The sequence below is a fragment of the Halomonas sp. PAMB 3264 genome, from assembly GCF_031954245.1.
Taxonomy (GTDB): domain Bacteria; phylum Pseudomonadota; class Gammaproteobacteria; order Pseudomonadales; family Halomonadaceae; genus Vreelandella.
Map to the genome: position 1 here is coordinate 2,306,926 of NZ_CP134866.1, position 24,116 is coordinate 2,331,041.

The window sequence follows — 24,116 nt, forward strand, 5'->3', positions numbered from 1 at the left end:
TCAATAAGGTACTTCTGCCCATGTTCCAACTCACCCGCAGCGTCACCTGGCAGGCCCTCGAGCGCCTGCGCGATAAAACCCATCACGACCGCATTCGCGACTACTTTGCCAGCGACCCAAAGCGCTTCGAAAAAATGAGCCTGCGCGTGGGCGGGCTGTTTCTGGACTACTCCAAGCATCACGTCTCCGACGACGTGCTGACCAAACTGCTGGAGCTGGCCGACCACTCGGCGCTGGTTCAGCGCCGGGCGCAGATGTTCTCCGGCGACATCATCAACGTGACCGAAAACCGCCCGGTGCTGCATACCGCGCTTAGAAACCTGGGCGATGAGCCGGTATACGTGGATGGCGAGGACGTGATGCCGGAGATCACCCGCACCCGCGAGCAGATCAAGCGCTTTTCCGAGGCGGTCAGAAGCGGCGAGTGGAAAGGCTACAGCGGCAAGCCCATCAAGGACGTGGTCAACATCGGAATCGGCGGCTCGGACCTGGGTCCCAATATGGCGGTGCGCGCCCTTCTGAAGTACCGCCACCCGGAGCTGCACTTCCACTTCGTCTCCAACGTCGATGGCACGCACATCCAGAAGGTGCTCTCACGGCTCGACCCAGCCACCACCCTGTTCATCGTCTCGACCAAGACCTTCTCCACCCAGGAGACGCTGCTGAACGCCAAGACCGCGCGGCGCTGGTTTCTGGAGAACGCCGGGGATGACGCCGACGTTGGCGCGCACTTCATTGCGGCTTCCACCAACCGCAAAGCAGCGATGGAATTCGGCATTCGCGAAGAGAACGTGTTCGAGTTCTGGGCCTGGGTGGGCGGGCGCTACTCGATGTGGTCGTCGATCGGGCTGCCGATCGCGCTTTCCATCGGCTTCGAGGGCTTCATCGAGCTGTTGGAAGGCGCCCACGAGATGGACCGCCACTTCATCGAAGCGCCGTTTGCCCAGAACATGCCGGTGCTGATGGCGCTGATCGGCATCTGGTACATCAACTTCATCGGCGCCGAAACCCAAGCCATCGTGCCCTACGATCAGGCGCTCAATCAGCTGCCGTCGTTTTTGCAGCAGCTGGACATGGAGTCCAACGGCAAGTCGGTGGATATCTTCGGCCACCCGGTCAACTACAAGACCGGGCCGATCGTCTGGGGCCAGACCGGCTCCAACGGCCAGCACGCGTTTTTCCAGCTGCTGCACCAGGGCACGCGCTACGTGCCTATCGACTTCATCGCCTCGCTCAAGCCCGAACCGGGCATGGAGGAACACCACTTTGCGCTTTTAACCAACATGCTCGCCCAGGCCAACGCCTTTATGGAGGGAAGCCAAAGCGCCGGTCAGGAGCTCAGCCAGGACCCCTACAGCTGCCCCGGCAACCGCCCCTCCAGCACGCTGCTGCTCGACGAACTCACGCCGAAAAACCTGGGCGCGCTGATCGCGCTCTACGAGCACAAGGTGTTCGTCCAGGGCGTGATCTGGAACATCAACTCGTTCGACCAATGGGGCGTACAGCTTGGCAAGCGTATTGCCGGTGAAATCAGCGAGCGTATTGATACCAATGCGGCGGATTTTGATGCCTCGACCCAAGGGCTTTTGGAGCTGGTGCGGGGGCATTTTCCAAGTGGCGGTGCTGAAGAGGATGGTCAGGCTGAAAGTGGTAAGAAGATGGCAAAGAAAAAAGGTTAAAAAGTTTTAAAAAGCAAGACATAAGGTAAGCAAAAGCCTTGGCTGAATAGCCGGGGCTTTTTTGAAGGCGCAGCGCTGATTCTGACCGCTAGTTAACTCGCTTCCATCCAGTATTGCGTTGGTGTCTCCCCGCACCTTGTAAAACCCAGCCGCTCGTATAATGCGATAGCATAGCTCTGTTTCAAAACACGGAGCCGTAAGGGCATGTTTGCCGCTCGTGCCTTTTTTAGTTCCTCACGCACAACCTGCGTTCCAATCCCCTGCCCTTGATATTCAGGCGCAAGAAATATATCTCGCAGTTGAATAAATCCCTCTTCGCTTGTTATCCACAAGCCTCCTGAATAGATACCGTTTGAAGCCATGATTTCAAAACCATCTTGGCGCCACTTCTCACCAAAAGCTGACTTTTGAAGTCTAATGCCCCAAACGCCAAACTGACGCTCGACCACTTCTTGGTAGGCGCTTGAATACGCGCTCCAGATAAAATCGCGATCACTTTCTTTTGCTATCGATCTGGCAGTTTGCATTTAAACACCCAAATTGGTTGCTGACAGATTAATGCAAAATGGCATAGCGTCGCCGTAAAATGCGGAAAAATGATTGGCTATAATTCGAGACAGATGAGCGAAAGCCAAGCTTTTTAAGCCCTTCTTGACGGCTTTGTTAAGCATTTACTCTCCATCATCCCATGAGTTAAGAAAATCAGCTAAAACATCGCCATGACAAGCTTCTGGCTTGCAAAAACAGCCCAGCCTTTTTCCCTTGAGCTTGAACACCTCTGATTTTTCTTTATTTGGAAACTTCTCATAATCAAAGTCATATTTAAACTTACGGATAACTTCTTCTCGGCTTTCCCCTTCCTCATGCATTGAATAAGGATTTCCCCAATATGACCCTCTACCTATATATTCATAGTGGGGAGTGCTTTTTTTATCTTGATATTCTGGTTCTCTCTTAATATTTATAACGCGTGTAATGGAAATCTTTATTCGCCTAACCGGTTTACCACTAGCTTTTAATTTTATTGTTTCTTTTATGAATTCTTCACCATCATCAAATATCAACGCATGAGTGATACTTTCATCTTCCAATTCATCTTGTTGCCTGAACGACACGTCGAAATTTTGACAATACTTTTCTATAAACCCATTAGGATCTTGAAGATAAACGAGTGTGCATTCATCTAAATTAGATGTGATTTTTTCAACCTTTCTAACGAACTTAGAATAACAATTAAAAAGAGCTGGATAAAGTAATAATACGTTTGCCATTAGAATAAGTGCTTAACTTTGAGATTTAAATCAGAATGTTCATTAAGGTATTCCACTACCAATCTTCTATGACATAAGTGTGGCTCATGCTCACTACATAAAAAACAGCCGTGATCTAGCAATGCCGGCGTTACATTTTTTTCAATATTTCTCTGGCTCATCAAATTTAGGAATTTATCCTCATAAGTTTCCCAAGGCATATCGCCTTTCTTGTAAGCATTTAAAATATCCTTAGTTGGTGCTAATTCAGGTGAGTGCACATAATCTGCACCGCATAGTTCATTTAAAAAGAATTTCAAGTCATCTCTTTTGGCAAATCCAGCTAGTTGAGATAAATTATTTAAACGAACATCAATAAGTGTTTTGACATTTGATTCTTTTAGAAATTTAAAAAATGTTTCGGCATTTTTTTTTGTAAATCCGATTGTATATATATTCATATAAGCCCTTAAAAAATTGTGGCTACAAGTTTGTAGCAATATCCTTGATATTCTTCACCCAAGCTAATACAAAGTATACCATTTACTTCGCGTTGATCACTCAAAATTAAGTCAAACTTAGGGTCGGTAACAGCTAAGTCGTATTGATTACCGTTATAGTTAAAAGAAGCTCTTCTTTTACCGTCATCTTTAGTATATAAGTTAAGGTTATCAACCTGCACAAGATAAAGGGACTGATCAATACTATGGAGCCCCATAGTAATTAAGTTGTGTTGCACCCTATTACCTTGACCCCATAGGTTATCAGGCGTGTCGAGGAGGGCTGGTAATTCAGCTTCACCAATCGAGTAGTTTTGCTGCCACAAATTACCATCAATCAGGTGATTTTCAGGTTGATGCGAAAGCGGAGCATACTGCGAAAATCCCATTCTGATCCTTTGAAGAGGTTTAACACCAAACGTACCATAAGGGTTTTGATATTTGGCTTGATCATGGCTTAACTCAGCGCCATTTACATTAGACACTGGGCGAATCCAATTCCCTGTATTTATACATTTTCCAGCAACACAGTGCTTTCGGTGTTTAACAGAGTTTGCGAGCACGATAATTTCTGCTTGATTCATACTATATCCTAGCTACGTAATTGCTGGTGTTTAAGAGTGATTATATAGTCAGCTGCATAACCTCAATGAACGTGCTGGCGCGTTCATTGGGGTTATCTAGCCGCCTGGATCAAATTTATCTCATTGATACTATTCTGGCAAAGCGAATTTTGGCTGCCCATCCAAAATTCGCGTGCCTTCTCAATTTGCCTGACCTAAAGCACATGTGATTGTGTCGCTACGAGGGGCGTCCTATCTCCATGTGTGTACACTAGAGCCAGCGCCCTTTTGATTAGCTACGTAGCCTGCTTAACAAATCGCTAAGATGCGCGCACACCTCTGGCCACTCTCCCCTGCGCAGGCTATACATCACCGTGTCACGAATGGTGCCATCGCGGCGTAGTTTGTGCCCACGTATGACACCGTCCTTTTCGCGCCTAAACGCTCAATGGCACGTTGGCTTGCGTAGTTGAAGTCGTCGGTGCGCCAGCCCACCACGTTACAACCCAACGTATCGAACGCATGTGTCAACAACAGCAGCTTGCAGGTGGTATTGATATGGGTACGCTGCGCGCGTTTGGCATATCAGGTGTGGCCAATTTCCACCCGTTTCACCTCAGGCAAGATGTCGTGATAGCTGGTCGTACCCAGCACGGTACCGCTGGCCTCATCGATAACGGCAAACGCAAAACGGTGACCTGTCACCCGATCTTTCAAGGCAGTTTCAATAAAGTCCCGTGTTTCATCAGGTGAAGGCACCGATGTGACGCGTAGACCCCACAGCTCGCCATCGGCGGCAGCGGCGCGCAGACCACGTCCCTGGCAGTGGCGAAAACGGTTAGCCGTGAACTTGATAAAGTTATCTGTGGAGCAGCCGATAGGTTCTATTAATAAAAATGAGTGATCGGTCATGAAAATCGGATTTTCCAACCTGATGATCAATACTCGCCGTGAGCCCTCCTCTGGGCTGAGCGCGGCGCGGGTAACGGGCCAACCCTTGCCGGTAGCCGCTCTCAACCCGGACGACCCGCAGACCAAACGGCTAAAGAAACAGAAAGAAGCGTTCGAAGCGCTGTCATCGCTGCCAAGCCCCAAGGAATCGGCGATGCAGAATGCGTCGCAAAAGGTAGGCTTTTTGAAGCAGCGGCTGGAGTCGCTGAAAGCGATGATGCGCTTTGCCTCGCCGGAACAGCTCAAGGCGATGGCCAGCGAACTCAAATCCATTGCCCGGGAGCTGGGTGCGGCGGCGCGCCAGCTCAGTGGCGGTGGCGGTGGCGCGAGCGCCGGCCCCACCATGACGCCCACGGTCAACGCGGCCCAAGGTGGTCACGCCGGCGTATCGGCGCCGCTCGACGCGAACGCGCAAACTGAGGCCAGCAGCGCCGAACGCGGTGTCGAGGCCGCCAACGCGACGCTCGAAAGCGCCGAGGCGGCTACCGCCGAGGAGCCCGTAAGCGACAGCGAACAACTGGAAGCGCAGGAGCAGGAGCGAAAGGAGTCGCTCGCGCCATTGGATATGTTGGCGCAGGCCCCCTCATTCGCGCCGCCAGTCGCCGAACGTACCCCAACCATTAGCGCAAGCGAACACGCGCTACGCTCGATTCTGACCGATGCGAAAAAGGCGTTTCAGGAAGCGGCCAGCGAGCTAAAAATTTACCTGCACAAGGAACAGAAAGAGGCGCGCCGCGAGCTCAAACAAGCCGAAGAAGAGATGGACAAGGTCGGCCATTCGCTCGCCAGGGCCGAATCCCACGCCCTCTACTCGACCCTCGGGCAACTGCTGCCGACCTCAACCGCCAATACTGCTACGGCCGCGGTCAGTATCGATATCAAGGTGTAGCGGTAGGTTCACTTTGCCGCGTACCAACGGCTCCACCCCGTCGTGCGATGATCCAACCGCACTGCGGGGTGTGGCCGTGCCGCTTTAAGACACCGAGACGAAAGCGCTCTCACCTGCCGAATTAGAATCGCTTACCCAGACTCAAGAATAGCGCGCTGCTGTCAGCGTCCTCGACATCGACGCTGGCGCCAATCTGAGCGTCGAAACCGCCAAGCGTCGCGCGGGCGCCTAAATCGACCTCGACATAGTCGCGGTCAAGATCGAGCCGGGGCGCGCGGTAATCACCCAGCTGTGGCAGGGTTTGCAGGGTTTGCAGGGTGGCGCGGCCAGCGTCGCTCGTTTCGAACTCGCGGCTGTAGCTCACCTGCAGGTAGGGGTTGAACGTCGCCCCGTCGCGCCGCACCTGCCAGCCCAGCCGCCCGATGAGCGAATCGACGTCCCGGTCGGGATACGCAAGCGCCGTCGAGGAGCGCTCGGTTTCATCGAACCCGTCGAGCTCGACGCGCTGCCAGGTCAGCCCGGCGATGGGGCCGGTTTTGATATCGCTTCCAGCAACGGAGAAGGCGCCCACATCGACGCCGGCATTCATCGCCGCGGTCAGGTTCTGCCCTTGCGTGGACCCGCTGTGGCGCCGAGTGGCGCTGCCCAGCTGAACGTCGCGGTCGGTATCGACATCGAGCCAGCTGTAGCTCAGCTGAGCGTTGGCCCAGGCGCTGTCGGTGTACCAGCCGGTGAACAGTCCAAGCGTCGACGCCTGTTGCTGAAAACTTCCGCGACCGCCGCCAAAGTCGGCGTCCTGATCGCCGTAGCCGGCGAACCCGCCCAGCACGACGCCGTCCTGGTACCAGTCCACGCCAAGAAGCCCCGACGGCGTATTGGCATCATACAAATCGCTCGAACCCGGCTGCTGGCGCTCGGCACGCAGATCGCTCCACCAGCGCACGCCGTTATCAAGCGTTGCGCCGTTCAGATGCTCGGCGACCCGATTGGCGCGGGTTCGCCCACTAAGCACTGCCGAGTGGGTCACCAGCTGCTGCAGCTGCGGCGCCTCGATCAGTGATACCACGGCTTCGCCGATGATGCGATGAGTGGCACTCGAGGGGTGGATCTCGTCGGCGAACAGGTAACGTTCGCCGGCGTTCGGCGCGACCAGTGTGGCCTGATTGCAAAGCGGCAGCGGCACCGTGCAGGCGGGATCAACGACGTTGGTAAACCCGTAATTGCCGGGCGCGGCGGCGACCTCCTGCAGAAGTGTGAAGGTATCGACCGGGATCACCTCAACGCCGCTTGCCGCCAGAGCGGTATAAAGTGTCTCGTTGTATTGACGGGCAAGCGCGGTGGCACCGGCGCGGCTAGCCGGGTCGCCGTTGAAGCGCGGCGTCAAGCCAAGGTCGGGCACGTTAAAAAGCAGCACGTGGCGGGCGCCAGCGCCTTGCAGCGTAGAGATGAGCCCGGCGGTGGCCACGGCCGTATTGCCAATGACGCTTGCGGCGTCCGCCCCGCTGCTTACGGTAAAGAGATCGTTCGCCCCGCCCCAGACGGCGTAGAGCGCATCCCCGTCGGCAACGCCGCCGGTCGAAGCCAGGTAGCTTGCCAGTTGATCGCTCACCGCGGGAGCGGCGCCGAACAGGCTGCTCGAAGAAGCGGCTACCCGCGCCCCGCCGGCGGCGTAATTATTGCCCCCGGCATTGGCGGGAGCGGCGTTGCTGTCGTAGCGCGCGGCGACGTGTTCGGCCCACACCGGCCCCGGGTTATCGGTAAAGCGGCCGACGAGGTCGAGCCGGTCGGGCGGGATGGGCAGCAGCTGCCCGATGGTGGCGCGGTAGTAGCCGCTGTCGGTCAGGCTATCGCCGAAAAAGACGGTCTCGTTGAAGGCGTCATCGAACGTGCTGGCGGCAAGCGCCGAGAGCGGCAAGGCGCCTACAGCGACGAGTATACTCAGCGCCAGGCGCCGGTAGAGAAACGTTGGCATGACAGTGATCCCCTGATAGCTGTTGTTGTAGGTCGTGGGGTGATGGCTAACCGGCGCCCCGGGCAGCGCGTCACGTTTAGCGATGTCTGATGTTATGGCACAGCGCCCTGCCCGCTGCAAGAAGGTATACAGACGATCAGCACGAGGGGATTGTCGCCCGATACACATAAAAAAGCCGCCGACGCGAAATCGCGTCGGCGGCTTTTTAAATCCCTTGGCGGGGTTAGAGCGTATTCTTGTACGCCACGCCGCCTTTCATGATCAGCATCAGCTGTTCATCGGGCTTGGTCAGAACGGTGATGTCTTCGAGCGGGTTGTCCTTGAGAAGGATGACATCGCCGCGGGCGCCGGGAATGATCTCGCCGAAATCGCCCACACAGCCGTAGGCATCCGCGGCGTGGCTGGTCGCACCGCGGATCAGCTCGTCGGCGGGCACCACGTCCTTGCGCAGATGGAACTCGTTGAGCTGATGGACCTGCATGCGGCCAAGCAGGTCGGAGCCGTAAAGCATCTTCACACCGTGCTCCTGGGCCATTTTCAGCGCCTTGCCGCCGGCCTCGAGCACTTCGAACACCTTACGCTGCAGCTCTTCGGCCATGCCCGCCTCGACCCCTTCGCGCGCCAGCGCATCGTAGGTGCTCAGCGTCGGCGTCAGGTAGGCGTCGTGCTCGATGAACAGGCGGCAGCTCTCTTCGTCCATCAGGTTGCCGTGCTCGATGGTTTTCACACCGCGCGGAATCAAGCGGTTGATGGCGCGAGCGGTGTAGGCGTGGGCCATGGTGTGAATATTGGCGGCCGTCGCTTCCTCGACGATGGCATCGATCTCTTCCAGCGAGAACTGGGTGCTGTCGATACGATCCGTGGGTGAGGCTACGCCACCGGAGGCCATGATCTTGATCTGCGTGGCGCCCTTGCGGATCTCGTCGCGGGCGGCCTGGCGCACTTCGCTTACGCCGTCGCACACGCGGCCAAGGCCCGCGCAGCAGAAGCAACCCTCAAACGTTTGCTGGCCCGGCCCGCGCATGTCGCCGTGGCCGCCGGTTTGGGAGAGCGCGCGCCCGGCGTACATGATGCGCGGACCGGCCAGAGCGCCTTCGTCCACCGCCTTGGCCAAGCCGTAGTCCGCGCCGCCGGCGTCGCGCACGGTGGTGAAGCCGCGCATCAGCATGGCTTCAAGAAGCTCGGATGACTTGGCGCCAACGTAGAACGGCGACAGCGTTCCCAGCAGCGCGAAGTTCGGCGTGATCGCGGTAACGTGGACGTGGGAATCCACGAGCCCTGGCATCAAATAATGGCCCTTGGCGTCGATTATTTGGTCGTCGCTGCCCTCGAGCGGTGAGGCGCTGACCGCGTCGATACGGCCGTCCTTGATGCGCACCTCGTGGTTTTTCAGCACTTTGCCGGCGCGGGAATCGATGACGTTAGCGTTGATGAAGCGAATCGTAGACATGGAAGTTCCTTGAAGTGAAGGCGTCAAAACATTTTCTGCGGAAGATAAAGGGAAAGCGCAGGAATCAGCACGATGAGCAGCAGCGCAACGATGTCCATGACGATGAACCAGCTCACGCCCTTGAAGACTTCGCTCAGGCTGACGCTGTTACCCAGCGACCCCTTGATGACGTAGACGTTGAGACCGATCGGCGGCGTAACCAGCCCAACCTCCAAAAGCTTGACGACGATGATGCCGAACCAGACGAGGTTAAGGTCTGCCCCTTCCACCAGCGGCAGAATCAGCGGCAGGGTCAAAAGCAGAAGACCGATCGAGTCGATGAACATGCCCAGAATCAGATAAATCAGGGCGACGGCCAGAATGATCCACCAGGTCTCGGTGCTCACGCCAAGAATCAGCTCGGAAAACGCCGAGGGCACGCCGCTCATCGCCAGAAAACGGGTGAAAAAGAGCGAGCCGATCAGAATGATGAAGATACTGGCGGTGCTCACCGCCGTTTGCGTCACCGCCTCGCGCACGGCGGCAACGGTGAGCGTGCGCCGTGCCAGCGCAATGACCGCTGCGATGGTGGTACCCACGGCGCCGGCTTCCGTCGGCGAGAAGATGCCGGTGAAGATACCGCCGAGCACCAGCGCGATCAGAAGCGGCAGCGGCCAGATGTTCTTGAACGCCTCCCACTTTTCAGACCAGCTCGAGCGCACGTTGGCATCGCCTGCCAGGCTCGGGTTGAGCTTGGTACGCACCATGATCATCGCGATGTAGAGAAGCGCCGACAGCACGCCGGGTAGAAAGCCCGCCATGAACAGCTGGCCCACGGAGACCTGGGCGTACACCCCGTAGAGCACCAGCAGTACGCTGGGCGGAATGAGCGAACCAAGCGTACCCGACGCCGCCACGGTGCCGGTGGCCAGGCCCTTGTCGTAGTTGTGCTTGAGCATTTCCGGCACGGCGATGCGCGACATGGCAGCAGAAGTGGCCACACTCGAACCGGAGGCGGCGGCGAAAAACGCCGAGGCCATGACGCTCGAGACCGCAAGCCCGCCGGGCAGGCGCGCCAGGTAAAGCCGCATCGCCTGAAAAAGCCCCTGGGTCATGTTGGTCGTGGTGCACAGATACCCCATGAACAAAAACATGGGGGCGGCGGTCAGCTCCCAGGTACCGGCGAAGTCAAACGGCGTGGCGGAAATCATGCCCCAGGCCACGCGCATACTGGTCATTTCGCCGATACCAATGATCGACACAAGCCCCAGGGCGATGCCGATGGGCACCCTCAAGGCGATCAAGGCCAAAGCGATGGCAATGCCTGCCACGCCTATCTCGATATTACTCATGGGTTGCTCCTACAGGGCTTGGCGCAGTCGCACTGCCTTGATCATGTTGGCGAGAATGGCCAGGCACATGGCGGCGAAGCCGGCCGGCAGCGCCCAGCGGCTGGGCCACAGGTAGAACGTGAAGTTGGCCATGGCGGTTTCCTGGCGCAGGGTGGCCCGCAGTGCGTCCAGGTAGCTCTGGTAGCAAAGCATGCCGAAATAGACCAACCCCAAAGCGCCTGCGAACAGGTAGAACGCCAGCTGCACGCGGGCAGGCAGGCGCCCCACCACGACATCGACGCTGATGTGCTCGCGCTGAAGCTCGACGTAGGCAATCGGCAGAAAGACCACCGCGACCATGTAATAGAACGAGACGAACTCGAGGGTACCGGTGAAGGACTTGCCGAAGAAAAAGCGAAGCGCTACGTCCAGCGTGACGTGAAGCGCCATCAGGATCAGAAACAGCGCGGCCAGCACCAGCGCGCTTTTGGCGACCCATTGACTCAAGGATTCAACGATGCGCGCGATCATACAGTTTCTCTTGTCATAGCCTGGGAAGATGAAAAGCCAAGCTCGATGAGGGCATCCCTCCAGAAAATCAGCATGTCGTGGTAAAGCTCCGGGTCGTCGCGCCAAATGCTTTGCGCGCCCATGCCGCGCATCATGCAAAGCGTGGCGTTCAGCGCCACGCGGTTTTGCCGCGACGTATGCCGAGAGCTTGCCACCAGCTGTTCCCAGATGGCTTCCAACGAACCGTTGAACCTGGCTGCAAGGGGGATGAGCACTTTCATGATGTCGGGATCGGTACGCGCGGCGCTCAGATACTCCAGCGTCACCATGTACAGATCCCCCTTGAAGTGCTCATGAAGTACTCTCAAGAGGCTGTCGAAATCGAAGTTACCCTCGCGCACGCTGATCGTCAGCTGGCGAACGCTCTCGACCTCGCGGTTGAGCAAATCCTCCAGCGCCGACTGCATCAACAGCGTTTTCGACGGGTAGTGATGCACCAGCGCCCCTCGAGAGACCCCGGCCTGACGAGCGACATCCACAGTCGAGGTGTCACGTATGCCCTTGGCCAGCACGCATTCGATCGTTGCCTGCATCACGCGTGCCTGGGTATTGCGTGAACGCTCTTCCTGATTCTGTCGCTTCGTCATGACGGTCCCTTATCGATCTTGTAGATATTGGCTGGCTTGAAAAAAGCCACTCTACGTCAAATCAATAAATACCGTAATCCGCCGGGAGCTTGCTGTAGATTTCGTCCATCGCAAGCTGGGCCAGCGCTTCTTCATCGGTGCGATCGACGCCTTCCAGCAGGGTTTGCCACTTGTCGATGGTGGCGAGGAAATCATCGATCAGCGCTTCGGGGTCTTCCACGCCGTACTCGTCGCGCGCCTTGTCGTAAACGCCGGACAGCGCCTTTTCGCGGAAGGCTTCGACGGAAGCCATCAGGTCGTCTTCCGGCTCGTAGACGTTGTTGCCGTGCTCTTTCGCCTCTTCGATGGCGGACTCCGCGGCAGCGATGAACTGAACCACCATGCGCGTCATGGCCTGAGCGGTGGCCTGTTTGAAGACATCACGCTCTTCATCGTTCAAGCCGGCCCAGAAACCTTCGTTGAAGCCCCACTGTGGGCCAGACCAGTACATGCCGGTGGGCAAAAGCGTGGTGTGCTCCGCCACTTCCCACAGCGAGCGGTCGATCAGGTCGTTGGCCGCGTTGGTCGCGCAGTCCAGCGAACCGCGGTCGAGGCCGCTGTACATTTCGCTGGAAGGCACGTTGACCGGCGTACCGCCCGCCTCTTCCACCCAATTTGATACGGTCGAACCCGCGGTGCGAATGCGCTTGCCGCGCAGCTCCTCGAGATTACGCACCGGCTCGCGGCAGAACATGACGTAGGGCGGCGTGCTGTAGGCCCCCAGGTAGACGATACCGAGATCTTCCCACTCCGCCAGCTGGGTGGGGTTGTTCATGCTGAAATCGGTCACGGCGAGAATGCTCACCAGCGGATCGGCGTAGTTGAAGCCAAGCTCCTGCACGGCGTTGGCGACCGGCATTTCGGACGGCGTATAAATCGCGGCATGGTGCGCGACCTGAACGATGTTGTCCTGAATACCCTGAAGGTTGGCGCGAGGGGCCAGTAACACCGTGCCGGTATAAACCTCGGGCGCCAGCTCTCCCGCGGAGAGCTCTTCGACCATCTCCGCCCACTCGATATAGCCGTAGCGTGAATGGGGGTGCTGCTGATCGTAAAACGAGTTAGCGATGAAAGACGTTTCAGCCTGGGCCGTGACGCTTAAAGCGGGCAGGACGAATGCAGAAACGGCCACCGCGAGTGATGTGCGTTTGAAGTTCATGGTCAGGTTTCCTGGAGCAAATTAAACATCATTATTAATGTTATGTTATTACGTATTTAACGTTTGCAAGTTTCAAACTTTGAAGCGCTAATGCATTATCGAATCTAAACTTATGTAAAAATAAAAACAAGCAGGCCTGTTTGTTTTTTACTGAAAAATCTCTCTCATTGCCGGTAAATCCATGATGGGTCAACAAAACGAGACAACGCTCGATATCGCCGGTACGTGGCAAGGCATCCGCCTGATGCTGCCGCTGGCGTGTTTCACGATCGCCTTTGGGCTTGCCTTTGGCGTAGCGGCCTCGCACCATGGCCTGGCCGCATGGCAGGCGATGTCGATGAGCGCGCTGGTGTTCGCCGCCCCCTCGCAATTCGCCGCGCTGGAACTTTGGCAAGCGCCGCTGCCGCTGCTGGCACTGGCGGGTACGACGCTTGCGATTCACACTCGGCACATGCTGATGGGCGCCTCGCTCTACCCCTGGCTTGCGCCTTTACCGCGCCGGCAGCGGTTTGCGGTCATTTTCCTGGTGACGGATTCGAACTGGGCGCTGGCGCTTTCCAAATACCACCAGGGCGAGCGCAATGTCGGTATTTTGCTGGGCGGCGGTATCGCGCTTTGGGCGGCCTGGGTGCTGGGCACCGGCGCGGGGCTCGTGTTCGGCGGCGGCATCACTCATCCGGAGCGCTTCGGGCTGGATATGATCATGCTCTGCTTTCTGCTGGTGATCGTGATCGGCAACCGGCCGCGGGCGTTCATGGTGCTGCCCTGGCTTGCGGCGGGCACCAGCGCGCTTTTGGCGTACTGGTGGCTGCCGCCCTTTCTGCACGTCATGGTAGGGGCACTGACCGGTGGGGGCGTCGCGGTGCTGCTTGCCCGATACCAGAGCGTGAAGGTGAGCGAATGATGACACCGACCGTCTGGTCGTCGCTTGCGGCCATTTCGATCATGGTACTTGTCGGCTATGGCTCGCGGGTGCTGGGGCTGATCGTCATGGCGCGACTGACGCTTGGACCGAACGTGCGCCTTTTTATCGACGCCATGTCGAGCTCGGTGCTCATCGCCATACTGACGCCGATGATCGTCGACGGCGATCACGCCACCCGCGTCGCGGCCCTTGCCGCCGGGCTGGTGGCGGTCGCGTTAAAAAGCCCGCTTGCGTCCATCGCCGTGGGTATCGCCTGCGCAGCGCTTTGGCGCTGGCTGGTCTAACGCTTGAAAAAAACGCTATGCCCCTGCGCTCACTGCCTGGCAGGTCGTTTCTTCGCCGGACTCCTTGAGGCGCAGGATCATGGCGTCTTCATCGCGGGAGACCACTTCGATCGGCGCCGAAGGCTCGAGATAAAAAGCGCGGCTTGCTTCGAGAAACTCGGGCGAAAACAATCTGAGCTCATCCGTGCGAGGAACGAGTTCTATCTCTTCGGGGTAGGCAATGAACGTGTGGCCGACAACGTCCTTATGCCCGGTGATGAAGACCTGCAGACGCGAATGGCTTCCCGGAACGCTGCTCGTTCGATAGTCGAGCGTCAGCGTTTCCTCATAGGTGAGATCTTTTCGTGTCGTGACGCGACTTTCGATGTGCTCTTCCATGCCGTCCGGGTAGACATTGTTCGAGGTACAGGTCCAGTCACCCAAGCCAAACAGGGAGATTCCCGCCATTGCCAGTTCAATCATTCTTCTAACGCCTCATCGAGCATTTCTTCGGTCGAGCGGATACGCGCGTACTCCCCATTCAGATTCGCAAGCGACATGGCGTGAACCTCGTCAGCCGAGCGTTCCACCCCGGCATAATCGCGTTTGGCGAAGGTGAAGGTAGCGTCATGAACGACCGTGACATCGAAGCCGAGATTACCCGCGCTTCGCACGCTGGCCTCCACCGAGTTGCTGGTGCTGACACCCACGACGACGAGACGCTGAATATCGCGCACGCGAAGCCACCGCTCGAGCCCCGAATGGACAAAGGCATCGGGAACGTTCTTCTCGACCACGTGCTCGCTTTCCCATGGCGCCAGTGCCGGCTGGAATTCGGCGCCCTCTTGTCCCGGCCAGAAGGGAGAGTCCAGCGAGCGGGAGATATGGCGTACGTGAACGACGGGGGCACCTGCATCACGCCACACGCCGAGCAGCCGCACGATGTTCGTCTCGGCACAGGCGTTGTTGCGAGCCCCTGCAGCGGGGTCGCTCATGCCGCGCTGCATGTCGATGATGAGAAGAGCGGGAAGCTCGAACATGAATAAAACCTTTAAAAATGAAAACGCCAGGCTCGAATAGCCTGGCGTTTTTCGGGTGCCGTAAACCTTACAGCATACGCGGAATTTGCGAGGAGTGGTGGTGCAGAATCGGCGCTTCTCTGGACAGATCGACCACGTAGCTAAAGCGCGCCTCGAAGTTCAGAAGCTCGCCTTCGACCTCAAAACGCCAGTTGTAGAGGCCGGTCAGCGCGGCAACGGTCTCGGAGACTTCCTGAACGATCAGGGTCTTTTCGTGCAGCGTGATGCTCAGACCCGGGCGCGCGCCCAGACGCTCGAAGTAGTCGCGATGCTTCTCGCGGGTGTTGGAAATACGGTTGGAAAAGGTGGGAATCAGTACGGCGTTCTCATCGTAGAGCGAGAGCAGCACTTCGACGTCGGCGTTGTTGATTGCCTGCATCCACTCGTTGAGCACGTCATGGGGAGTTCTCATATGACTAACGACCTCTTTAACCAATGTCGGTGACCTGATGCCGCGGGCTCAAACGGCGGTGACCTTTTACGACAGTGACTTTACAAGCCCATCATTCTTATACCAAAGATGTAGCGCGTACTATCTTACCCAAATCGACACGCGAGCGCATGGCGAGTTCCCAGGCCCATTAAAATTCCCGCAATCGCTTGAACAATTTCCCCATGGCGCTGGCTCCCGGTATCAGCGCCAGGCCGATCAGGAGCGCGGCGAGCGAGCCGATGTCGAGCCCCCCGCCCCACTGCCAGCGGGAAAGCAGACTGCTCAGGTGCTGTACCACCAGATACACGCCGATGAGAAAGCTGCCCGCACGCACGAGCCCCGCCTCCCCGACCACGCTGTCAGACGCCGACTCATTCGGGTGAAGCCTTTGCGCAAGCGCGGGCGCCTTGAACCATAAAAGCACGCCCAGCAAACACGGCAGCACGAGACTGGCGGAGAACAGTAGTCGCCAGTCTTCGAACGCCTCTGCCGTGGCGAAGGCCGTGGGCAGCGACGACGCCAGCGCCATGAGCGGGCGGGCCACGAAATAGACGGCGAGAAGGCGAATCGCGATGATCGAGAACGCGCGCATAGAGACTCCCGGCAAAACCGTCAGCATACGTTCATCGCACGCGTTCTAAAACACGCACAAAAAAGCCCCCGGCCATTACTCACCGGGGGCTTGGTGCCTGCACTGGGGCGTTACGGCGTGTCGCTGTCCTCGTCGATACCGAGCGCGCTCATCGCGGCGCGGAACACATCGGTGTTGTCCACCCACTGCTGGGCGTTTTCGTCCACACCGTAGGTGGAGAGGCCTTCATCGCGCTGGGCCACGTCGAGGAAGTACTCGGCGCCGGCGCCCTGGGCGTAAAGCGGCACCAGCTCGCGGGTGTGGTTATCCGAGTGCCAGCGCACCAGCGGCAGCGCGCCGGCGCCCTGGCTTACGATCGGGCTGTAGGCGTTCTGGTCCGAATCCGGGCCCTGCAGCAGGCCGTTACCGTGGTCGGTAGTGACGATGACCATCGTCTCATCCCAGTCGCTGTTCGCCTCGACCCACTCGACCGCGGCTTCCACCGCTTCATTGAAATCGACCTGCTCCTCGACCAGGCGCGGCAGGTTGTTGGCGTGCGCGGCCCAGTCGACGGCGCCGCCTTCGACCATCAGGAAAAAGCCTTCGTCGTTTTGCTTGAGCACCTCGAGCGCCCCGCGGGTCAGCGTCGGCAGGCTCGGCACGTTCTCGATCAGGTTGCCAGCCTCCACACCCGGGCGGTTGAACTGCAGCGTGGCGTGGTTCTGCGCCACGCCCAACACCTTGTCGCCATCCAACGTTAGCTCGCCGTTGGCCAGCGCTTCGAAGTCGTCGCGGCTTTCGATCAGCTGATAATCGGTGTCGCCGTCGAGCACACGCTGCCAGGTGGCTTCGCCGCCCACGTAGCGAAAGGCGTCTTCGTCCGGATTGTCGACCGCGTTACCGGCGTCGTCGAAGTACGGGTGGCCGGCGCCGAACACTACGGTGGCAAGGCCCGAGTCAATGATCTCTTCACCCAGCGCGGCGTATTCGTTGCGGCTAGGGCTGTGGCCCAGAAACGCGGCGGGCGTCGCGTGGCTCAGCTGCACCGAGCTGACCACGCCCAGCGCCCGACCGCTTTCGACCACGTACTCGCCGATGTGCTTCATGCGCTCGTCGTTGTTCGACCAGTTGATGGCGCTGTTGTAGGTCTTCTGGCCGGTGGCCAACGCCGTGCCGGCGGCGGCGCTGTCGGTGAAGTTCTCACGGGCGTAGTTGTAGCCGGCGAAATAGCTGTCGTAGTCGCCCAGCTTGCCTTCGAAGCCCACGCCCTCGGCCGCTTCATCGCTCCAGAGCTCGGCAGGGTCGAACTCGACCTTGCCTTCGTCGCTCATGGTCGGCTCGGTGGCGGTAGTCAGCGGGTAGGTAGCGGCGAAAACCTGGGTGTCGAAGTCGTCGTACACTTCCTGACCCAGCACTGCGTGGCGGTAGTAGCTGGCGGCGCGGAAGGTTTCGATACCCGCACCGTCGGTGATCATCAAAATGACGTTTTTGGCACTGTGTTGTTGGGCAAGCGCCGGCGTGGCAAAAACGGCACCCAAGGCAAGCGCGAGCGCGCAGCGTTTGAAAGCGACCATGCTGTTCATCCAAGTCATTGATTAAGAGAGACTTAAATTAGCCACGCCAGATGACAGCGGGATGAACGTTTAGCGCGATTTCAGTGACACTCCGTTCACCACGGCCAGCGGTTGTCGTTAGCACGAGCGGTAATATAGTGTATATTCATACAGTCAACCTATTGCCGATCGGATAGCGTCATGTCGGATTCACGCGCCCTCCCCCGGGGCAGTGTCGTTCACAAGGGCCGCGGGGCAACGTTCGACCCGCACAACCGCTTTGCGCCGAGTGTCAGCGTCGAGGAATCCGACGGCTGGTGGCAGGAGCACGCTCCTTTAAGCCTTGCCACCGAGGTACGCGAGGAGCCAAGCAAGAGCGCGCTTGCGTGGAACAGCTCACCGGATCTCTCCTTTGATCGCTCGCTCAATCCTTACCGCGGCTGCGAGCATGGCTGCATCTACTGCTTCGCCCGGCCCTCGCACGCCTACTGGGACATGTCGCCAGGGCTCGATTTCGAAACCCGGCTGATCGCGCGTACCGGCATGCTCGAGCACCTGCGCGACGAACTTGCGAAACCGGGCTACGTTTGCCGGCCGATCAACCTGTCCGGCAACACCGACTGTTATCAACCGATCGAGGCTAGATACCGCACCACTCGGAGCCTGCTCGCGTTTTTGCTCGAATGCCGCCACCCGGTCACGCTGGTGACCAAGGGAAGCCTCGTACTGCGCGATCTGGATCTTTTGAAACAGATGGCCGAGCACCGACTGGTACGGGTGCTGGTGAGTCTGACGAGCCTGGACGGCGACTTGAAGCGCACCCTGGAGCCGCGAGCGGCTTCGCCCCAGGCGCGGCTGAAGGTGATTCGCGAACTCAGCGCCGCCGGGGTGCCGGTGGGGGTGTTGATCTCGCCGGTGATACCGGGGCTGACCGACCACGAAATCGAGCGGCTGATCGAGGCGGCCCGCGGCGCCGGCGCGCGCACCGCGAGCTGGATGCTTCTACGCCTGCCCCGCGAGGTCGCGCCGCTGTTCCAGGCGTGGCTGGTGGCCCACTACCCCGAGCGCGCCGACAAGGTGATGAGCCTGATTCGCCAGTGCCGGGGCGGCAAGACCAACGAGGCGGCGTTCGGCAAGCGCTTTCGCGGTGAAGGCGTGTTCGTCGACATGATCGAGCAGCGCTTCAAGCGCGCCAGCCGTCAATGGGGCATGCAGCCCCGCGCCGAGCAGGGGCTCAACACGCGCGACTTCAGGCCACCCCGTACTCAGGGCGACCTGTTCGACTAACCAACGCTAACGGTTCGGGCCGCGCCGCGCCTTGAGCTCGTCGAGCACCAGCGCGAAGAAGCCGCGGATCTCCTGAAGCTTCGGCCGGGCCTCGACCATCAGGGTGTCCATCTTTTCGAGCTCCTGAGTCTGGGCTTCTCGGGCGTCGAGCTCAGCGCGAATTTCGTCGATGATCTCCACCGAGTCGTTCAACATCGCCTTGAGTTCGGCGGTCGAGGTGGTGTGCAGGCTTGGCCTGGAACCTTGTTCAATACTCATGGCGCCCTCCTTACAGTACGGTAACAGCGATCAGCAGGGCCGGCAGCGCGATGAACACGCCCAGCACCCAGCCGGCGGCCAGCGCCTTGCGCTCGGCGGCGACCCGGCCCAGCCACTGCGCCCCTTTCACCGGTAGCAGACGCAGAAACGGCAGTCCGCCGATGATCAGCACGGCGCACAGATTGAAAAGCAGATGCACCAGGGCGATCTCCAGCGCCAACAGCGCCGTGGCACCGGAAATCGCCGTGGCGGCCAGCAGCGCCGTCATGGTGGTGCCGATATTGCTGCCGATGGTGAACGGATAGATCTGGCGCAGCGTGAACGCGCCAGAGCCGGCCATGGGCACCATCAGGCTGGTGGTCGTGGAGGACGACTGCACCAGCATCGTCACCAGCGCCCCGGAGGCCACACCGGTGAACGGCCCGCGGCCGATGGCGCTGAGCATGATTTGTCTGGCGCGCCCAACCATCAGCGTCTTCAACAGCTTGCCGATGTAGCGAATGGAGAGAAAAATCAGCGCCACGCCGATGACGATCAAGGCGATACCGCCGGCCACCGCCGGCAAACTCGCCACCAGCTGGCCTGCCGTGTCCGTCACCGGCTGGGTCAGCTGGCCCACGATATTGACGTTATCCAGCGAAAGATCGGCATCGCCGTAGAAAACGCCGGCCACGGCGCCGGCCATACGCTCCAGCGGGTGGAACAGGATCTCGATGGGGAGCAGGATCACCACGGCCAGCAGATTGAAGAAGTCGTGCACGGTGGCGGCGGCAAAGGCGCGGCGAAACTCGTTCTTGTCGTTGACGTGGCCCAGGCTCACCAGCGTATTGGTCACCGTGGTGCCGATGTTCGCCCCCATGACCATGGGGACCGCCACCGCGACCGGCAGCCCCCCGGCCACCATGCCAACGATCACCGAGGTCACCGTCGAGGACGACTGGATCAAGGCGGTGGCGACGATGCCGACCATCAGGCCGACGAAGGGGTTGGTGGCGAACTCGAACAAGCGCTCGGCGTGATCACCGGTGGCGAGCTTGAAGCCGTCGCCGACGATGGATACCGCGCAGATCAGAAAGTAGACTAACAGCAATAGCGTGAGCCACTGACGCAGGCGGCCCTGCTTCTCCTTTTGCGCCGGGCGAGCGTAGCTCTCTGGCGCGGCGCGATGGGTCGTCTCTACCATGGTGATCCCTCCGGCGGTTGGTAACGTGGCGCACGTTCACCCTTCCACGTTGCGCGCCGCAGGTGACAGCCTGATGACGCCCGCGTGACGACGCTCACTTATTCCTGATATCACCCCTTTGAACCACCGAGCCGGAACGCCTTATGACCCAGCCCTCGAGTAAGCAGCCCTTGAGCAAGACCCGATCGAGTTTCTACCGCCGCCTCTACGTGGCCCACCTGATCGACCAGGGCGTGGCCAGCGTGCCGGCACTGATCGAGGCCACCGGCATGCCCCGGCGCACCGCTCAGGACACGATCAAGTCGCTCGACGAGCTCGATATCGTCTGCGTTTTTGAGGGCCAGGAAGGCGAGCGGCACAACATCGGCCGCTACGTGATCGAGAGCTGGGGCGCGATCGACCGGCGCTGGGTAAAAGAGCACGCCACAAGGCTGGGCGAGGCGCTGGGCTACTGCTAGCGCTTATCGCTCACCCAAGCGCTAGCGGGGCGACGGACGAGCAGTCTGGCCGCCAGCGGCGAGGTAATCATCTGGATGACGGCGAAAAACGCCGCGGGAATGGCGATCTCCGGCGAAAGCCCGGAGGCCGCGACGAACGCCGCCGCAATGCTGAACTCCTTCTTGCTCGTGGTAAAGAGATACGCCACCACCTCTGACCGCTCATTGGTGATCAGCCTGGACGCCGTGCCCACTGCGTAACCTGCCAGGTTCAAACACAGCGCTGCGGCAGCGATCACCAGAGCAAAGGCGCCGTACCCCAGAATGGTCGCGGCGTTGGGCCCCACCACCGCCAGCAGTATCAGCAGATAGAGGATAGAGCCCAGCCCCGCGTAGCGGTCGTCAAAGCGGGCAAGCGTTGTGCTGAACCGGGTGCGCAGCGCCACGCCCAGAAGCGTCGGAACGAAAACGATCAGTAAAAGCTCGACCACGATGGCGAAAAGCGGCACGTCGAGCTCGATGCCGGTAAGCGCGAGAAACAGCAGCGGGACCAGTAGCGGTGAAAGTGCCGTATTGATCGCGTTGAACACCGCCGCCATCGCCACGTTGCCCCGCGCCATCAGCACCAGAAGCGGTGATGACACGTCGGTGGGCAGCGTGCCTAGAAGCGTCTGCCCCGCGGCGAGCGCCCCGGTGCCGAAAAAGAGCCGCCCGGTCAGCCAGCCCAGTAGCGACATCGGGCCGTACACCAGACAAAGCGCCAGCAGCGGCCGCGAGGGGCGGCGCAGCACCGCGCCGACCTGATGGGCATCGAAGGTCAGGCTGATGACGAACATCAAAAGCGCCAGCAGCGGACCAATCAGCGGCGCCAGCGCCACGCCCGCCGCCGGGTACAAAAGCCCCAGCGCGGCCACCGCCATCACCAGCCATAGAAGCTGAGCCTCGACCCAGACGATGACCCGACTCATGGCGAGCCCTTTGCAGGGTCACCGTCGACCGGCGCCCAGGCGAGCCGGGCGGCGTTCAGCGTCACGCTTAAAGAGCTCGCCGCCATGGCCAGCACCGCCGCCAGCGGCGGCACCGCCATGACGATGACCAGCCCCAGCGCCAGGGTGTTGTACACCGCCGAGAACACCAGGTTCTGAAGCATGACGTTGCGGGTACGCCTGGCCAGGCGCAGTAGCTGTACCACGCCGCCAATACCGGGTCGCAACAGTTGGGCCGCCGCCCCTTCACGGGCGGCATCGCTTGCCTGCATGGGCGCAACGCCCACACCCGCGGCGGCCAGACACAGCGTGTCGTTGACCCCGTCGCCCACATAAAGCGTGGGTGACGCAAGCCCCGCCAGCAGCCGCGCTTTCGCCTCCGGCGAGCGTTGGGCGTAGCACGCGTTGGGCGCCAGACCCACCTGCTCACCCAGCCAGCTCACCGCGCCCTGGCGGTCACCGCTGATCAGCGCCGTGAGATAGCCCTGCGCCTGCAGCGCGCGAACACTCGCCCGGCCATCCTCCACCGGCGGGTCGGCGAGATAAAACGTCGCCAGCCACCCGCGCTCATCGGCCACCACCACCTGGGAGGCGAAGGCATGGTCGGCTTGATGAGCCGCACCTTCAAGCGTGACGCCGCGCTCGCCAAGCCAGCCCAAACTTCCCATCCACCAGCGCTCGCCGCGCTCAAAAGCGATCACCCGCCCGGCGCCGGCGACTTCGTCCAGGCGCACCACGCGGCTTGCGTCCTCCTCTTCGTTCTGTTTATCGCCACTTTCAAGCGCCCAGCGCAACAGCCCCTGGGCCAGCGGATGCTCGCTTTGCCGGGTGGCGGCGGCGAGCTTTCGATGAAAGTCACCACCGAGCGCATCGCGGCACTCGGCGTGAACGACCCGGTGGCGGCCGGCGGTGAGCGTGCCGGTTTTATCGAAGGCCACCGCACGCACTCGGGCCAGCGTCTCGAACGCGCCGGGGTCTCGCAGGGCCACGCCGCGCTGCAGCGCCTGGTCGCTGCCGGCAAGCGTTGCCAGCGGCACGGCCAGCCCCACCGCGCAGGGACAGGCGACCACCAGCACGGAAAGCGCTCGTACCACCGCCTCATCAAGGCTTGCGCCCAGCATGAAGGCCACGGGCAGCGTGATTAGCGCAAGTACCAGCGCGACAGGGCTCAACCAGGCCGCGAAACGGTCGGCCAGCTTGTGAAGCTCCCCCTTTTGGGTTTGCAGCAGACGCATCTGCTCACACAAATGATCCCGGCGCCGCTCGCCGGGCGTAGCGTTTACCCGAAGCCGAAGGGCCACTTCGCCGTCGGCCTCGATGAAGCGGTAGCCGGCGTAAACCCGCTGGCCCGCGACCAGATAGCGCGGTACGCTTTCACCGGAGAGCGTGGCGGTATCGAACCAGCCGGCGCTCATCAGTTCACCGTCGAGCAGCAGGGTCTCGCCCGGCGCCAGGCGTTGAACATCGTTCATGCACGCTGCGCTCAGCGGGTGCGACGCGATTTGCCCTTCCCGCTCGAGCGTCACATCGCCCGGCGCCAGCGCCAAGGCCTCGAAGGCTTTCAGGCCCCGCTGGCGGCACAGCGTTTCAGCCAGCCGCCCGACCAGCAAGAGCGCGATCAGCATGACGGCCGTATCGAAGTACACCTCGACAGACCCTTGGCCAAGAAGCCAGACCGACACCGCCATCGCCCCCAGCACGCCCAGGCTCACCAGCACGTCCATGCCTGGCCGGCGGGCCAACAGCGTACGAAACCCGGCGCGGTAGAACGGCACGCCGGCGTAGAGCACCACGGGAAGCGAAAAGGCGCCGGAAACCCAGGCCATGACCAGCTCGATACGCCCCGCCGGTACGGCGCCGGCGTAGATCAGAATCGAGGCGAGCATCGTCCACATGCCGAACACCGCGGCGACCCCCAAACGAAGACTCAGGTAGCGCCCCTCTTGTTCGAGCCGCTCGGCGGCGTCCTGCACCGCCTCGAGCTCGCCCAGCCGATAGCCGATGCGCGAGACCCGCGGCGCAAGAGTTGCAAGCGCGATGGCCTGTGCCTCGCCCTGTACGTACACCGTGGCGGTGGGATAGTGAACGCTTGCCTGGGTAATGCCGGGTGCGCGCTTCAAAACGCCTTCGACGGCAAGCGCGCAGCTGGTACACCACATGCCGTGCAGACTAAAAAGCGCGGTCGAGCCGGCAGGCGCGCTATCGCTCATGGCGTCGATCGC

General features: G+C 60.0%; 27 protein-coding genes. 6 read left to right on the top strand and 21 right to left on the bottom strand.

The window, feature by feature from the left end:
- Positions 1-20: 20 nt before the first annotated feature.
- Positions 21-1,679, top strand: a complete 1,659-nt coding sequence (pgi, locus tag RN347_RS10415) for a glucose-6-phosphate isomerase (protein ID WP_311958179.1) — start codon at positions 21-23, stop codon at positions 1,677-1,679.
- Positions 1,680-1,771: 92 nt separating this feature from the next.
- On the opposite strand, the gene RN347_RS10420 is transcribed toward pgi, so the two are convergent.
- The 6 genes from RN347_RS10420 to RN347_RS10440 all read right to left on the bottom strand — a co-directional run bounded on the left by RN347_RS10420 (position 1,772) and on the right by RN347_RS10440 (position 4,904).
- Positions 1,772-2,206, bottom strand: a complete 435-nt coding sequence (locus RN347_RS10420; protein ID WP_311958180.1) for a GNAT family N-acetyltransferase — start codon at positions 2,204-2,206, stop codon at positions 1,772-1,774.
- 144 nt (positions 2,207-2,350) lie between these two features.
- On the bottom strand, positions 2,351-2,950 hold the full coding sequence (locus tag RN347_RS10425; protein WP_311958181.1) for a DUF4326 domain-containing protein: 600 nt from the start codon (positions 2,948-2,950) through the stop codon (positions 2,351-2,353).
- Positions 2,950-3,390 (bottom strand): DUF488 domain-containing protein, encoded by a 441-nt coding sequence (locus tag RN347_RS10430; protein ID WP_311958182.1) that lies wholly within the window; start codon positions 3,388-3,390, stop codon positions 2,950-2,952. Before RN347_RS10430 ends, RN347_RS10425 begins: the two co-directional genes overlap by 1 nt.
- 8 nt (positions 3,391-3,398) lie before the next feature.
- Positions 3,399-4,013 (bottom strand): dual OB domain-containing protein, encoded by a 615-nt coding sequence (locus RN347_RS10435; RefSeq protein ID WP_311958183.1) that lies wholly within the window; start codon positions 4,011-4,013, stop codon positions 3,399-3,401.
- Positions 4,014-4,361: 348 nt separating this feature from the next.
- On the bottom strand, positions 4,362-4,526 hold the full coding sequence (locus RN347_RS17125; protein ID WP_409365753.1) for a GNAT family N-acetyltransferase: 165 nt from the start codon (positions 4,524-4,526) through the stop codon (positions 4,362-4,364).
- 51 nt (positions 4,527-4,577) lie between these two features.
- Positions 4,578-4,904, bottom strand: a complete 327-nt coding sequence (locus RN347_RS10440) for a GNAT family N-acetyltransferase (protein WP_311958184.1) — start codon at positions 4,902-4,904, stop codon at positions 4,578-4,580.
- Between RN347_RS10440 and RN347_RS10445 the strand changes: the two genes are divergently transcribed.
- On the top strand, positions 4,903-5,832 hold the full coding sequence (locus RN347_RS10445) for a hypothetical protein (protein ID WP_311958185.1): 930 nt from the start codon (positions 4,903-4,905) through the stop codon (positions 5,830-5,832). The genes RN347_RS10440 and RN347_RS10445 overlap by 2 nt on opposite strands.
- Before the next feature lie 121 nt (positions 5,833-5,953).
- Here the strand turns inward: RN347_RS10445 and RN347_RS10450 are convergent, their stop codons facing one another.
- The 6 genes from RN347_RS10450 to RN347_RS10475 form a co-directional block, all read right to left on the bottom strand.
- On the bottom strand, positions 5,954-7,804 hold the full coding sequence (locus RN347_RS10450; RefSeq protein ID WP_311958186.1) for an autotransporter domain-containing protein: 1,851 nt from the start codon (positions 7,802-7,804) through the stop codon (positions 5,954-5,956).
- A 223-nt stretch (positions 7,805-8,027) separates the two neighbouring features.
- Entirely contained in the window at positions 8,028-9,254 is a 1,227-nt protein-coding gene (locus tag RN347_RS10455; protein WP_311958187.1) for an amidohydrolase family protein, read from the bottom strand.
- 23 nt (positions 9,255-9,277) lie between these two features.
- On the bottom strand, positions 9,278-10,585 hold the full coding sequence (locus RN347_RS10460; RefSeq protein WP_263586848.1) for a TRAP transporter large permease: 1,308 nt from the start codon (positions 10,583-10,585) through the stop codon (positions 9,278-9,280).
- A 9-nt stretch (positions 10,586-10,594) separates the two neighbouring features.
- Positions 10,595-11,095, bottom strand: coding sequence for a TRAP transporter small permease subunit (locus RN347_RS10465; RefSeq protein WP_263586847.1), 501 nt, complete (start codon positions 11,093-11,095; stop codon positions 10,595-10,597).
- Positions 11,092-11,721: a TetR/AcrR family transcriptional regulator gene (locus tag RN347_RS10470; RefSeq protein ID WP_263586846.1), complete on the bottom strand. Its 630-nt coding sequence runs from the start codon at positions 11,719-11,721 to the stop codon at positions 11,092-11,094. Before RN347_RS10470 ends, RN347_RS10465 begins: the two co-directional genes overlap by 4 nt.
- A gap of 61 nt (positions 11,722-11,782) precedes the next feature.
- Positions 11,783-12,919 carry a C4-dicarboxylate TRAP transporter substrate-binding protein gene (locus RN347_RS10475; protein WP_311958188.1) on the bottom strand — a complete coding sequence of 379 codons (1,137 nt, stop codon included), beginning with the start codon at positions 12,917-12,919 and terminating at the stop codon, positions 11,783-11,785.
- Positions 12,920-13,100: 181 nt separating this feature from the next.
- On the opposite strand from RN347_RS10475, the gene RN347_RS10480 reads away from it, so the two are divergent.
- Both RN347_RS10480 and RN347_RS10485 read left to right on the top strand, forming a co-directional pair.
- Positions 13,101-13,823 carry an AzlC family ABC transporter permease gene (locus RN347_RS10480; protein ID WP_311958189.1) on the top strand — a complete coding sequence of 241 codons (723 nt, stop codon included), beginning with the start codon at positions 13,101-13,103 and terminating at the stop codon, positions 13,821-13,823.
- Entirely contained in the window at positions 13,820-14,128 is a 309-nt protein-coding gene (locus tag RN347_RS10485) for an AzlD domain-containing protein (protein ID WP_311958190.1), read from the top strand. The genes RN347_RS10480 and RN347_RS10485 overlap by 4 nt, the downstream gene beginning before the upstream one ends.
- Before the next feature lie 15 nt (positions 14,129-14,143).
- Here the strand turns inward: RN347_RS10485 and RN347_RS10490 are convergent, their stop codons facing one another.
- The 5 genes from RN347_RS10490 to RN347_RS10510 form a co-directional block, all read right to left on the bottom strand.
- Positions 14,144-14,590, bottom strand: a complete 447-nt coding sequence (locus tag RN347_RS10490) for a hypothetical protein (protein ID WP_311958191.1) — start codon at positions 14,588-14,590, stop codon at positions 14,144-14,146.
- Positions 14,587-15,147 carry a cysteine hydrolase family protein gene (locus RN347_RS10495; RefSeq protein WP_311958192.1) on the bottom strand — a complete coding sequence of 187 codons (561 nt, stop codon included), beginning with the start codon at positions 15,145-15,147 and terminating at the stop codon, positions 14,587-14,589. The genes RN347_RS10490 and RN347_RS10495 overlap by 4 nt, the downstream gene beginning before the upstream one ends.
- Positions 15,148-15,214: 67 nt before the next feature.
- Positions 15,215-15,598 carry a nuclear transport factor 2 family protein gene (locus RN347_RS10500; RefSeq protein ID WP_311958193.1) on the bottom strand — a complete coding sequence of 128 codons (384 nt, stop codon included), beginning with the start codon at positions 15,596-15,598 and terminating at the stop codon, positions 15,215-15,217.
- Positions 15,599-15,767: 169 nt separating this feature from the next.
- Entirely contained in the window at positions 15,768-16,211 is a 444-nt protein-coding gene (locus tag RN347_RS10505; RefSeq protein WP_311958194.1) for a hypothetical protein, read from the bottom strand.
- 110 nt (positions 16,212-16,321) lie between these two features.
- Entirely contained in the window at positions 16,322-17,764 is a 1,443-nt protein-coding gene (locus tag RN347_RS10510; protein ID WP_311958195.1) for an alkaline phosphatase, read from the bottom strand.
- A 180-nt stretch (positions 17,765-17,944) separates the two neighbouring features.
- On the opposite strand from RN347_RS10510, the gene RN347_RS10515 reads away from it, so the two are divergent.
- A complete protein-coding gene (locus RN347_RS10515) occupies positions 17,945-19,030 on the top strand; it encodes a PA0069 family radical SAM protein (protein WP_311958196.1) in 1,086 nt (361 codons plus the stop codon).
- A 6-nt stretch (positions 19,031-19,036) separates the two neighbouring features.
- On the opposite strand, the gene RN347_RS10520 is transcribed toward RN347_RS10515, so the two are convergent.
- Complete coding sequence (locus RN347_RS10520; RefSeq protein ID WP_263586836.1) at positions 19,037-19,288, bottom strand: hypothetical protein; 252 nt, start codon at positions 19,286-19,288, stop codon at positions 19,037-19,039.
- A gap of 10 nt (positions 19,289-19,298) precedes the next feature.
- Complete coding sequence (locus RN347_RS10525; RefSeq protein ID WP_311958197.1) at positions 19,299-20,471, bottom strand: Na/Pi symporter; 1,173 nt, start codon at positions 20,469-20,471, stop codon at positions 19,299-19,301.
- Positions 20,472-20,614: 143 nt separating this feature from the next.
- On the opposite strand from RN347_RS10525, the gene RN347_RS10530 reads away from it, so the two are divergent.
- Entirely contained in the window at positions 20,615-20,929 is a 315-nt protein-coding gene (locus RN347_RS10530; protein ID WP_311958198.1) for a winged helix-turn-helix domain-containing protein, read from the top strand.
- Here RN347_RS10530 and RN347_RS10535 read toward each other — a convergent pair.
- Positions 20,926-21,876, bottom strand: coding sequence for a bile acid:sodium symporter (locus RN347_RS10535; RefSeq protein ID WP_311958199.1), 951 nt, complete (start codon positions 21,874-21,876; stop codon positions 20,926-20,928). The genes RN347_RS10530 and RN347_RS10535 overlap by 4 nt on opposite strands.
- Positions 21,873-24,104 (bottom strand): cation-translocating P-type ATPase, encoded by a 2,232-nt coding sequence (locus RN347_RS10540; protein ID WP_311958200.1) that lies wholly within the window; start codon positions 24,102-24,104, stop codon positions 21,873-21,875. The genes RN347_RS10535 and RN347_RS10540 overlap by 4 nt, the downstream gene beginning before the upstream one ends.
- Between the last annotated feature and the right edge of the window lie 12 nt (positions 24,105-24,116).

Bases quoted from the DNA above. Each gene is read 5' to 3' on its own strand.
- RN347_RS10465 (WP_263586847.1), bottom strand. From the start codon at position 11,095: ATGATCGCGCGCATCGTTGAATCCTTGAGTCAATGGGTCGCCAAAAGC.
- RN347_RS10430 (WP_311958182.1), bottom strand. From the start codon at position 3,390: ATGAATATATATACAATCGGATTTACAAAAAAAAATGCCGAAACATTT.
- RN347_RS10535 (WP_311958199.1), bottom strand. From the start codon at position 21,876: ATGAGTCGGGTCATCGTCTGGGTCGAGGCTCAGCTTCTATGGCTGGTG.
- RN347_RS10440 (WP_311958184.1), bottom strand. From the start codon at position 4,904: ATGACCGATCACTCATTTTTATTAATAGAACCTATCGGCTGCTCCACA.
- RN347_RS10460 (WP_263586848.1), bottom strand. From the start codon at position 10,585: ATGAGTAATATCGAGATAGGCGTGGCAGGCATTGCCATCGCTTTGGCC.
- RN347_RS10435 (WP_311958183.1), bottom strand. From the start codon at position 4,013: ATGAATCAAGCAGAAATTATCGTGCTCGCAAACTCTGTTAAACACCGA.
- RN347_RS10515 (WP_311958196.1), top strand. From the start codon at position 17,945: ATGTCGGATTCACGCGCCCTCCCCCGGGGCAGTGTCGTTCACAAGGGC.
- RN347_RS10420 (WP_311958180.1), bottom strand. From the start codon at position 2,206: ATGCAAACTGCCAGATCGATAGCAAAAGAAAGTGATCGCGATTTTATC.
- RN347_RS10480 (WP_311958189.1), top strand. From the start codon at position 13,101: ATGATGGGTCAACAAAACGAGACAACGCTCGATATCGCCGGTACGTGG.
- RN347_RS10530 (WP_311958198.1), top strand. From the start codon at position 20,615: ATGACCCAGCCCTCGAGTAAGCAGCCCTTGAGCAAGACCCGATCGAGT.
- RN347_RS10455 (WP_311958187.1), bottom strand. From the start codon at position 9,254: ATGTCTACGATTCGCTTCATCAACGCTAACGTCATCGATTCCCGCGCC.
- RN347_RS10485 (WP_311958190.1), top strand. From the start codon at position 13,820: ATGATGACACCGACCGTCTGGTCGTCGCTTGCGGCCATTTCGATCATG.
- RN347_RS10425 (WP_311958181.1), bottom strand. From the start codon at position 2,950: ATGGCAAACGTATTATTACTTTATCCAGCTCTTTTTAATTGTTATTCT.
- RN347_RS10525 (WP_311958197.1), bottom strand. From the start codon at position 20,471: ATGGTAGAGACGACCCATCGCGCCGCGCCAGAGAGCTACGCTCGCCCG.
- RN347_RS10450 (WP_311958186.1), bottom strand. From the start codon at position 7,804: ATGCCAACGTTTCTCTACCGGCGCCTGGCGCTGAGTATACTCGTCGCT.
- RN347_RS10505 (WP_311958194.1), bottom strand. From the start codon at position 16,211: ATGCGCGCGTTCTCGATCATCGCGATTCGCCTTCTCGCCGTCTATTTC.
- RN347_RS10510 (WP_311958195.1), bottom strand. From the start codon at position 17,764: ATGGTCGCTTTCAAACGCTGCGCGCTCGCGCTTGCCTTGGGTGCCGTT.
- RN347_RS10475 (WP_311958188.1), bottom strand. From the start codon at position 12,919: ATGAACTTCAAACGCACATCACTCGCGGTGGCCGTTTCTGCATTCGTC.
- RN347_RS10445 (WP_311958185.1), top strand. From the start codon at position 4,903: ATGAAAATCGGATTTTCCAACCTGATGATCAATACTCGCCGTGAGCCC.
- RN347_RS10490 (WP_311958191.1), bottom strand. From the start codon at position 14,590: ATGATTGAACTGGCAATGGCGGGAATCTCCCTGTTTGGCTTGGGTGAC.
- RN347_RS10500 (WP_311958193.1), bottom strand. From the start codon at position 15,598: ATGAGAACTCCCCATGACGTGCTCAACGAGTGGATGCAGGCAATCAAC.
- RN347_RS10495 (WP_311958192.1), bottom strand. From the start codon at position 15,147: ATGTTCGAGCTTCCCGCTCTTCTCATCATCGACATGCAGCGCGGCATG.
- RN347_RS10520 (WP_263586836.1), bottom strand. From the start codon at position 19,288: ATGAGTATTGAACAAGGTTCCAGGCCAAGCCTGCACACCACCTCGACC.
- RN347_RS10470 (WP_263586846.1), bottom strand. From the start codon at position 11,721: ATGACGAAGCGACAGAATCAGGAAGAGCGTTCACGCAATACCCAGGCA.
- RN347_RS10540 (WP_311958200.1), bottom strand. From the start codon at position 24,104: ATGAGCGATAGCGCGCCTGCCGGCTCGACCGCGCTTTTTAGTCTGCAC.
- pgi (WP_311958179.1), top strand. From the start codon at position 21: ATGTTCCAACTCACCCGCAGCGTCACCTGGCAGGCCCTCGAGCGCCTG.